Source organism: Microcystis wesenbergii FACHB-1317 (assembly GCF_014696875.1).
Classification (GTDB): Bacteria; Cyanobacteriota; Cyanobacteriia; order Cyanobacteriales; family Microcystaceae; genus Microcystis; species Microcystis wesenbergii_A.
This window is the reverse complement of the sequence record NZ_JACJQV010000164.1, coordinates 26443-36053: the sequence shown is the minus strand read 5'-3', so window position 1 is coordinate 36053 and position 9611 is coordinate 26443. Positions and strand designations below refer to the sequence as shown.

Genomic DNA, 9611 nt, shown 5'->3' with positions numbered 1-9611 from the left:
AAAAATTCTGCGAGAAGGGTTTTATGTGGCTCGGATTCATGACCAAGTATTTGAACTCGATATTCCTGATAATTTTCAACCTCAAATCTATTAAAACATCAAAGGCTATCGCTTTTGATCTGATATTGTCAGGGATGATTAGCCCAATATCAAGACAATCACCTTCTTTTCTCAATCATCGATCGTTTTGACCTGTAAGGGCAAGTCAAAAATTTTTCCCTACCCCCACCCCCTACACCCCACACCCTGTAAACTTTTCAGGCTCTCTGTCCCCCCGTGAGGGATCGGGATTTTGGGGAGGAGGTGATTTAGTTGAATAATCTTTGCAGAAAAGTGCTTTGCTCCCGCAGGAAAACTTGAGCGCAATTGCGCCCCGGCATTCCCGAAATTGAGCCGCCGGGGTGAGTTCCTGCCCCAGTTAAATAAAGGTTTTTAATCGGGGTTTTGTAGTTAGCTATTTCCGGCAAAGGACGCAGGAAAATCATCTGATCTAAAGTCATATCAAGATGATAGTAATTACCTTTATAGGAACCCAAACGATTAGCTAATTCGGCCGGACTTTCCACCCGACGGGCAATGATCGAAGATTTGAGATTGGGGGCATAATCGGCCAGTTTATCAAGAACTCGATCGGCCACGCGATTTTTTAATTCTTCCGTCCATCCCGTGCCGTTTAATCCCGTTCCCTCGGCCCCGGCAATCTGATAGGGGGCAAAAAATTCGATCCAGAGGGTATGCTTGCCCTGGGGAGCCATGGAGGGATCGAGAATAGTGGGTACATCTAGGTACATCGAGGGATTTTCGTCGGGAATCTGCCCCAAAATCGTTAAAGCGTGGGCTTGTTCAACGTGACGCACGGAATCGGCGATGAGAATCGTTCCCTGTAAATACTCCTCTTTGTGATCATAAGCCTCGAACCTTGGTGCTTCGGCGAGGGCGCAATCAATTTTAAGAATTGTTTCATTGTTATTGACAATTCGCCGTTCTACCCTTTCTCGCAATTCCGGATCGGCGGCATCCACATCGGCGGGGGCGACTAACTGTAAAAAGACTCGTCTAGCGTCAATATTAGAGATAACACCCGCTTTTGCCAGATATTCCCGTCCAGAGTCCACCCTAACCCCGATCGCTTGTCCTTCCTCCATTAGAATCTGTTTAACCTTCTGCTCGGTTAAAATCACCCCACCGAGACTGACAACACATTTCACCAGAGCCTCTGTTAGTGCGCCCGTACCACCACGAGGGCGAGCCACCCCGGGGGAATGACGCATCGCCATCATCATCATCCCGGAGGTAATGCCTTTTTGGGAGGGAGGAGCACCAATTTCTGCCGCTAGACGAGCCAAGGGTGCTTTGACAAATTCGCTCTCAAACCACTCATTGAGGACATCTTCGGGGGAAGTAATCATCGTGCGGATGAAGTCGAGCAGTTTCTTTTTTGAGCCGATCGCTTTCCAGACACTAGCTAAGGCACTAGAGTTATAATTGCGGGCGATTCTGAGCAAATCTTGAGGCGGAGCGTTAAACCAAGGAGCGATCGCATTCATCAACTGCGCCCAATAGTCGATAAACTGAAGGTAGCGATCGGCATCTCGCGGACAAAACTGGGCAATTGCGGCGTGAGTTTTTTCCAGAGAGCGATAGGAAAGAAAATATTGGCCAGAGGGATGGGGACAGAAAACGGTAGGATCGAAGAATAAATACTCTAATCCGTGGCGTTTTAGGTCTAATTCCTCAATTACTGGTCCTAAAAAGATAAATTCGTGATCGATCGCACAGAGATTAAACTTAAAATCGGGGGCCAGATCTGGGATAACCGCTTCTGTGGTAGCCGCTCCTCCCGGTACGCTACGTTGTTCAAGAAGGAGGACGCGATAACCGGCTTTGAGGAGATAGGCGGCACAAACTAAACCATTATGCCCCGCACCGATGAGGATGACATCGTAACTTTCCATGCAGTTTCAAAAATTCCTATTTTTAATTTTGCGCTTTTCTTGGCCTTAATATGTTAAAAATAGTTAAAGATTAGCTGCTGTCAGCAGATTTCAGCGAGCAGTTATGAGTGAGCAGGTAGAAAACATTTAATTTTTCCTTTTTTTTATGAGTTCTGCGATTAAAGTTATGCAACCATCGGGTATTTTAGATGGCAACCAAGCCAGCCAATTTCGCCAAGAAATTGCTGAAGCTGTGCAGGGAGGTTCAGAGGTGATTATCGTTGATTTCAAGGATGTCACCTTTATGGATAGTTCTGGTTTAGGCGCTCTAGTTTTATCCTTGAAAACCGTGCGTTCTGCGGGGGGGAAACTATTGATCTGCTCGATTAATGATCAGATAAAAATGTTATTTGAATTGACCGATATGGATCGAGTTTTTGAAATTTTTAATAACCGAGAAGAATTGGAACAAAAAATCCTCGGAGGTTAATTAACGAAAATCCACCTGCATGATCGAAAGATCGTCATTAAAATTACCATCGAATTGTAAAGCTTGAATTTCTTCAATAAAATTATCGAGATTTTTGGCGTAATTACAGTGATAATTTCGTAAAGATTGAATAAAGTTCTCTAGTCCCCAAATCCTACCATCAGCACAATCGATCTCGTAAATTCCATCGCTAAAAAGATAAAGGCTACCGGAGAAATTCAGGGATTGAACATGATTGATATATTCTGCTTCTGGAAACATCCCGATGGGAAACCCTGGTGCTTTCAGTCTGGTTTCAATCATCTGGCCAAAAGGTTTTTGAGTCAGGAGAACTGCCGGGGGATGACCGGCACTGGCATAGGTTAACTGTTGTTGTTTCTGATCATAAATTCCGTACCAGATAGTAAAATATTTATCATTCTTAGGACTGATTTGATAAACTTGATTTAACCCTTGTAAAACCTGATTAGGTTGATAGTAATTCACCTGACTTAAACCATGAGAACGGAGTAAATTAATCACCGAAAGGGAAGGTAAAGCCGCTCGCAAACCATGGCCAGCCACATCTAAAAGATATAACATCAAATGGTCATTATCTAACCAATAATAATCAAATCCATCCCCCCCCAATTGACGAGAAGGAAGGAAGCGAAAATCGATAGCAAGTTTTGGAGAAATGAAAGGTTCGGGTAACAGCGATCGCACATAATCCGCCGCCTCCGCTAACTCCATTTCTAGTAATTGTTTTTGCGCTTGCAGATCATGACTTAATTGATGCAAACGAATTCCCGCCCGCACGCGCGCTCTTAACTCATTAATCTCGATCGGTTTACACAAAAAATCATCGGCCCCCGCATCCAATCCCTTGACCCGATCCTCCACCGATCCCAAAGAAGTTAAGAGGATAAAAAAAGTCGTTGACAGTTGGGGATTGAGCTTAATTTGCCGGCAAACTTCCAACCCATCGATCCCCGGCATCATCCAATCACAAATAATCATCGCTGGTTTTAGTTGCCCCGCTTGCTTTAATCCCTCTTCCCCATCACTGGCAATAAAAACCTCGTATTCCTTCCGCAAAGCGCGGCTCAAAAACGTTTGAATTACTCCATCATCATCAATTACTAGAATTCGTACCATCTTTTTTGTAACTCGACTATCTCAATCTTACTGCCTACCCCCGACTCCCTGACAGATGACTTTGCTTGTCCCTCAAGATAAGATTAAATCCAGAATCGAGCTAACACATCAGTCATAGTTTGGGAAAAATGGTATAACTTCTAGCGTAAGGCATTGGAGAGGTAAGCCGGGGGTGAAGATTTCTTTTCAGGTAGATAGCGATCTCAGGTCCTTAGATACCGTTTTAAAATATTTTGAGCAACTTAAACCGGCGGGCATTTCCCCAAAAGACTGGCTCCAGTGTCAGCTTGCTCTTGCCGAAGGTTTTACCAATGCTGTCCGTCACGCTCACCGACACCTACCCCCCGAAATCCCGATCGAGATCGAGATCGAGATTGCCCCCCACCAGATGGAACTTCGCATCTGGGATCGGGGTTCCGCCTTCGATTTAGAGGGCTTTATCGAGAAAAACGCCCATCTTGACCATAGTTTCTCCGGTCATGGGCAAGGACTGCCGATCCTCGAAAAAATCGCCGATCAACTCAGTTATACTCGCAGCGAAGATCAGCGCAACTGTCTGTTAATTATTAAACAATTTTCCCGCCATGAATCCGATCGCACCCCTCGTTTCTCCTAGTTGGTTAGTGAACAATCTCGATCGCCCCGATCTGATGGTTATTGACTGTCGTTTTCAATTAAACGATCCCGATCTCGGTTATCAAGAGTATTTAGCCAATCATATTGAAAATTCCTTCTATTTACACCTAGATCGCGATTTATCGGCTCCCATTGCCCGTCATGGCGGCCGTCATCCTTTACCGAATCCGCAGACGATAGCCGCTAAATTAAGCTCTTTAGGGGCGATTTCTGGTCAAACCCATGTGATCGCCTACGATTCCTCCCGTTTTGCCTTTGCCAGTCGTCTCTGGTGGTTATTACGTTATCTCGGCCATGAACGAGTCAGCATTCTCGATGGTGGTTGGCAAAATTGGTTAAATGCCGGTTATCCCGTCTCTAATCAGATACCTGTGCCGAAAACCGGTGCTTTTCTCCCCCAAGTTCAACAGGATTGGGTAGTGACGATCGAGGAGGTAAAAAGGCAAAAAGAGCAAGGGGGAGTGGTGTTAATTGATGCCAGGGAAAGCGATCGCTATCGGGGCGAAAGGGAACCGATCGATCCGATCGCCGGCCACATCGAGGGGGCGCTTAATTATCCTTGGTTAGAAGTCACCGATAGTCAGGGTTTTTCTCAACCCCTGGCCCAGCAAACACAACGTTGGCAAGAGCGGCAAGGCGATCGAGAAATTATCCTCTACTGTGGTTCGGGAGTGACAGCCTGTGTCAATATCTTTTCCCTGACCCTAGCCGGATACGAGAATGTTAAGCTATATTCTGGAGGTTGGAGTGATTGGTGTTCCTACCTGATCTAACCAGCCTTGTTGATACCCATCTATCGAGAAAGATTATCAAAATGACCTAATTACTGTACAATCCCCCTATTATCACTTTTAATTATTCCGAAACTATTATCTAATTTGTCTCCTAAGTGAGTGGGTGGAATTAAATATAAGATGAACGTAGGTTGGGTTGAAACATGAAACCCAACGCCCGCATGGGTTACGCTACCGCTAACCCATCCTACAAATAATTACGCCTCCCTACTTAGACAAAAAAGCTAATTTTTATTTTAGTTGCTATCCTTTTGCTCTCAAATCACCGCTATTCCTCAAAGAATAGTCGTTTTCCCCCGTAAAATTACTAAAAAGTAATTTTATAGTTAAACTGTATAAAAAATTAGGTATGTATTTTGTATGACAGAAGCCGGTCTTTGTCATTGTAATGGTGGCACCCGTCCGAAAGATCGCCTTTCGATTTTTGTGGATGGCAATAATATGTTTTATGCTCAACAAAAAAATGGTTGGTTTTTTGACCCGCGCAAGGTGTTAAATTACTTCACCAACGACCCAAATATTATGTTAATTAATGCCTTTTGGTACACGGGTTTAAAAGATTCCCAAGATCAAAGAGGTTTTCGCGATGCTTTAATTAGTTTGGGTTATACAGTGAGAACAAAAATTTTGAAAGAATATTATGATGATAGTTCCGGTCGTTTTTCCCAGAAAGCTAATTTAGATATCGAAATTGTCGTCGATATGTTTAATACCGTCGATCAATATGATCGCGTGATTTTATTTAGCGGTGATGGCGATTTTGAACGAGCGATCGAACTATTGCGCTCTAAAAATACTCATATTACCGTAGTTTCTACGGAAGGGATGATCGCTAGGGAATTGCGAAATGCCACCGATCGCTATATTGACCTGAATGATATTCGCAAAGATATCGAAAAAAGTGATTATTAACCGGCCGTTGTGTCTTTAAACCGACTATTTATCCCATTTTTCTTTATTGGTATTCCTCACCTCAATCCTTCTCCCAGAAGGGGATAGGTGAGGCAATTAACCATCTCTTGTTTATTTTTCCTTGAGTCGAAATAGTAAAAACTGATTGACCTGATTCGGATTAAAATTATCATCACTGACCAAAATCAAAGAGCGACTACCATCAGCTAATCTTGGACCGAGGGTCATTCCTTCCAAATTATCTAAATCAATCCCCAAAGTCCCTAAATCTAGTAATAATTTTTTCCGCAAGGGTTGCACCTGTAAAGCTTCTAATTCTCCCGGTATCCGAGCAATTTTCGACGTATCGGTGGCACTCCCATTAACTACCTGAAATAGTTTCGCTCCAAAACCTTCTAAACCAAAAGTTCGCTCTAAACTGAGAAAATAACCCTCTTTTTCTAAAGCTAATAATTCCGTTAAACCGTAGTATCTCGCACCACTGGGTGGCTCATCTAACACATACAACTGTTCCGATACTAACACAGGCGCACCAATCGGATCAATCACATAATGAAGAAGTCGCACTCTGAGATTTTCTGCTCTTTTTCCCGTGGGACTATCTTGAATTAAAGCGCTTTCTGTGGCAGTAAACAAACGAAAAGGATCGTCTTTGAGAGTGCTGGTAATCCCTAAAGTTAAGGATTCAAACCCTAAATTATCCTGTATTCCTTTTTGATTGCTATCATCCGGTAAAAAGCGATTAGGAATTAACAAAGACTCCTTTAATTGTCCCTGCAAATCAAATTCAGCAATAAAAGGAGCAATTCCCTCTTTAACCGCACCTTCACTGGAAATAAACAAAGTTTGTCGGGGCGAAAAAGCGATACCTTCCGGGTCGATCGATCCCTTTTTAAAAGTTTCTCCCTTGCCATCTTTTAGGAACGTGACTGCCTCTAAATTCACTTTTTTGATTTTTTCATCATTTATCTGCAAACTAGCCCGATAAAAGCGGGCTGGAGCTTTCTGAGAACGATCATCACTGAGGAGATAAAAGCGGTTATTGGTGCGATCGTATGTAATTGCCGATAATCCCCCCACCCTTGTGTCTTGATAATCCGCTTGTGGTAATTGATATTCTCCCAGAAACTCGATCGAGAGGGGTAGAAACATTCGTTGTTCTGCTAAAACTTGCGGGGAGACACCACAGGCAGCCAGACTAAAGGTTACAATCAAACTAGCAATTAAACCCAAAATTGGGAAACGCAAATTTTCGGCAGTCAGTCTCTTATAGAATCGATCGATCACAAAATATCATCCTCTACTACGCTCCTATCCATCTATTATGCTACGTTTTTCTCTCAGTTTATGGCTCTGTTTGATCGGTACTTCCCTTCCTCTCCTAGCACAAACAGAAACCCCTGCACCCAATCCCCTCGAAACTCCCCTAAAAAGTCCTTTATTACCCGCAATCGATCGCCCTTTAACTCCCTTGGAGCGTCGTCAACTGTTATTATACATCGAGCAACGCGATGCTGAAGCTCAAGCTAAATACGATGCGGGATTAAATGAGGAAGCTTTTCCCATCTGGTATGAAGTGATTAAATTAAATCGTTATTTAGGAGCAAAAGAAGAAGTAAAATCTTTGGGAAAAGTGGGGTTAGCAGCTTGGAATCGAGATCGAACCGAGGATGTTAAATTAATTACTGCTCGTTTAAAAGCTCTGCAACAAACCGCGGAAACTAACCAGACAATGGACGGGGAATTATTAGCATTACTAGGTACATCCTATCAACAGGTACGAGCTTTTAATGAGGCGATAATCATCTATGATCAAATCCTGGCTAATGCCAGACAATCTGGTGATAATCTGGCAGTAGAAGCCACTTTAAATAAACTTGGTCAAATTCATTTATCCCGTTTTGATTATCAAAAAGCAGCCCCAGTATATGAGGAATTATTAACTATTTCTAAGGCACATAATAATTCTTTAACTCAAGGAATTTATCTGCAAAGACTAGCAGAAATTTACCGAGAATCTTTGCAACCAGCTAACGCAGTAAAAATCAAAGAAGAAATAGCTGAAAACGAGATCAGAAATCAGCAAATACAGTTAATTCCCGATCTAAAAATTCAAATTGGTTTAGATTACCAAGCTTTAAAAGATGCAAATAAAGCCAGCCAAAACTTTCAAGAAGCCTATTCTCTCGCTTTTGCTTTACAACAGTACGGCACCGCAGGAGAAGCTTTAAGTAAGTTAGCCGAACTTTATAAAAGTTATCAACAGGTAGATTATGCTTTACAAATCTATCAAGAATTAATTAAAGTCCATGAATTAGGTTACAATTACTACGGTTTAATGAATACCTACGATCAAATCGGTCAAATTTATCTAGAGAGAAAAAATTATCCCCAAGCTTTACTCGCTTTCCAAAAAGGTGCGGAATTAGCCCAAGCTATCCGTTATCGTGAACAATATTTTCAAACCCAAATCACCCAAGTTAATCAAGCAATAAATAATCCTGAACAGTGATCTTTAAGTCTTTGAATAGTTAACTAATGGACAGGGAAATGGGGAAATGGGGACTAAGAAATATCTTCCCCAACACCCTAAAACCCTAAAAACCTAAAAACCTAAAACCCCAACACCCTAAAACCCAAAACCCAACCCACCAATGGAAAATTCCTATTCTCAATTAACCGAAGACTTGCTGAAATTGGTGCAACATTTACCCCACTTGAAAGATGGTAAATGGATTCAAAGATCTCTGGAAGCAATAGTCAGAATTGCCGGGGAGGAAATCGATCGCCTGGATTGGAAAATTTTAACCTACGCGATCGAAGATCTAGAAAAGGGATTTCAGGTATTTTACCCCTACCGTCACATTCGTAAACTGACCATTTTTGGCTCGGCACGCATCAAACCCGAGAGCAGTGAATACCGTCTCGCAGTAGAATTCGCACGTTGTATTAGTCAATACGGTTTTATGGTGTTAACCGGCGCTGGGGGTGGCATCATGCAAGCAGGGAATGAAGGTGCTGGACGGGAAAATTCCTTCGGATTAAATATTCAGCTACCCTTTGAACAGGGGGCTAATCCCCATATCATAAATGATGCCAAATTAATCGATTTTAAATATTTCTTTACCAGAAAACTATTTTTTCTGCGGGAAAGTGACGCAGTAGCTTTATTCCCCGGCGGTTTCGGCACCCAAGATGAAGCCTTCGAGACGCTTACTCTCTGTCAAACCGGTAAATACGGACCTGCACCCCTAGTATTAATTGATGAGCCTGATGGGGACTACTGGCAAACTTGGCAAGAACAAATTAGTGAAAATCTGCAAAAAAGAGGACTGATATCCGCCGAAGATCGGAATTTTTATACTATTACCAACGATCTAGACCACGCTTGTCAAACAATTCGCCACTTCTATCGGGTGTATCACTCCAGCCGTTTTGTGGGAGAATCCTTTGTTATTCGTCTTAATCACGAACTAAGCGGGGAACAGATCGAACAAATTAACCAAAACTTCGGCGATATCCTAGTTAAGGGGAAAATCGCACCCAGTCAAATTCTAGAACGAGAGAGTCGGGATTCCAGCCACCATTTACCCCGTCTAGTTTTTTACTTTAACGGCAAGAGTTACGGACGCTTGTATCAGTTAATTGATCACATCAACGATTTAAGTCCTGTAGTTGCCCTAGAAGAGCATCCCGAGAGAAAATAAA

At 42.7% G+C, this 9611-nt stretch carries 9 protein-coding genes and 1 pseudogene; 7 read left to right on the top strand and 3 right to left on the bottom strand.

Going from position 1 to position 9611, the window contains the following annotated elements:
• Positions 1-94: pseudogene (locus H6F92_RS26095) on the top strand (DUF3782 domain-containing protein); the annotation flags it as partial.
• A 214-nt stretch (positions 95-308) separates the two neighbouring features.
• Here the strand turns inward: H6F92_RS26095 and crtO are convergent.
• On the bottom strand, positions 309-1955 hold the full coding sequence (crtO, locus tag H6F92_RS14920) for a beta-carotene ketolase CrtO (protein ID WP_190358540.1): 1647 nt from the start codon (positions 1953-1955) through the stop codon (positions 309-311).
• A 145-nt stretch (positions 1956-2100) separates the two neighbouring features.
• Between crtO and H6F92_RS14915 the strand changes: the two genes are divergently transcribed.
• Positions 2101-2424, top strand: coding sequence for an STAS domain-containing protein (locus H6F92_RS14915; RefSeq protein ID WP_190358539.1), 324 nt, complete (start codon positions 2101-2103; stop codon positions 2422-2424).
• Here the strand turns inward: H6F92_RS14915 and H6F92_RS14910 are convergent, their stop codons facing one another.
• A complete protein-coding gene (locus tag H6F92_RS14910) occupies positions 2425-3561 on the bottom strand; it encodes a PP2C family protein-serine/threonine phosphatase (RefSeq protein WP_190358538.1) in 1137 nt (378 codons plus the stop codon). It lies immediately after the preceding gene.
• Between the two features lie 172 nt (positions 3562-3733).
• Here H6F92_RS14910 and H6F92_RS14905 point away from each other — a divergent pair, with 172 nt between their 5' ends.
• The 3 genes from H6F92_RS14905 (at position 3734) to H6F92_RS14895 (ending at position 5903) form a co-directional block, all read left to right on the top strand.
• Positions 3734-4177 (top strand): ATP-binding protein, encoded by a 444-nt coding sequence (locus H6F92_RS14905; RefSeq protein WP_190358537.1) that lies wholly within the window; start codon positions 3734-3736, stop codon positions 4175-4177.
• Positions 4146-4970, top strand: coding sequence for a sulfurtransferase (locus tag H6F92_RS14900; RefSeq protein ID WP_190358536.1), 825 nt, complete (start codon positions 4146-4148; stop codon positions 4968-4970). The genes H6F92_RS14905 and H6F92_RS14900 overlap by 32 nt, the downstream gene beginning before the upstream one ends.
• 381 nt (positions 4971-5351) lie before the next feature.
• Positions 5352-5903, top strand: a complete 552-nt coding sequence (locus tag H6F92_RS14895; RefSeq protein ID WP_002751943.1) for a LabA-like NYN domain-containing protein — start codon at positions 5352-5354, stop codon at positions 5901-5903.
• Positions 5904-6014: 111 nt separating this feature from the next.
• On the opposite strand, the gene H6F92_RS14890 is transcribed toward H6F92_RS14895, so the two are convergent.
• Positions 6015-7190, bottom strand: a complete 1176-nt coding sequence (locus H6F92_RS14890; protein ID WP_190358535.1) for an esterase-like activity of phytase family protein — start codon at positions 7188-7190, stop codon at positions 6015-6017.
• A gap of 37 nt (positions 7191-7227) precedes the next feature.
• On the opposite strand from H6F92_RS14890, the gene H6F92_RS14885 reads away from it, so the two are divergent.
• Complete coding sequence (locus H6F92_RS14885; protein ID WP_190358534.1) at positions 7228-8415, top strand: tetratricopeptide repeat protein; 1188 nt, start codon at positions 7228-7230, stop codon at positions 8413-8415.
• 142 nt (positions 8416-8557) lie between these two features.
• Positions 8558-9610: an LOG family protein gene (locus tag H6F92_RS14880; RefSeq protein WP_190358533.1), complete on the top strand. Its 1053-nt coding sequence runs from the start codon at positions 8558-8560 to the stop codon at positions 9608-9610.
• Position 9611: the final 1 nt, after the last annotated feature.

Bases quoted from the DNA above. Each gene is read 5' to 3' on its own strand.
- H6F92_RS14895 (WP_002751943.1), top strand. From the start codon at position 5,352: ATGACAGAAGCCGGTCTTTGTCATTGTAATGGTGGCACCCGTCCGAAA.
- H6F92_RS14915 (WP_190358539.1), top strand. From the start codon at position 2,101: ATGAGTTCTGCGATTAAAGTTATGCAACCATCGGGTATTTTAGATGGC.
- H6F92_RS14900 (WP_190358536.1), top strand. From the start codon at position 4,146: ATGAATCCGATCGCACCCCTCGTTTCTCCTAGTTGGTTAGTGAACAAT.
- H6F92_RS14880 (WP_190358533.1), top strand. From the start codon at position 8,558: ATGGAAAATTCCTATTCTCAATTAACCGAAGACTTGCTGAAATTGGTG.
- crtO (WP_190358540.1), bottom strand. From the start codon at position 1,955: ATGGAAAGTTACGATGTCATCCTCATCGGTGCGGGGCATAATGGTTTA.
- H6F92_RS14885 (WP_190358534.1), top strand. From the start codon at position 7,228: ATGCTACGTTTTTCTCTCAGTTTATGGCTCTGTTTGATCGGTACTTCC.
- H6F92_RS14910 (WP_190358538.1), bottom strand. From the start codon at position 3,561: ATGGTACGAATTCTAGTAATTGATGATGATGGAGTAATTCAAACGTTT.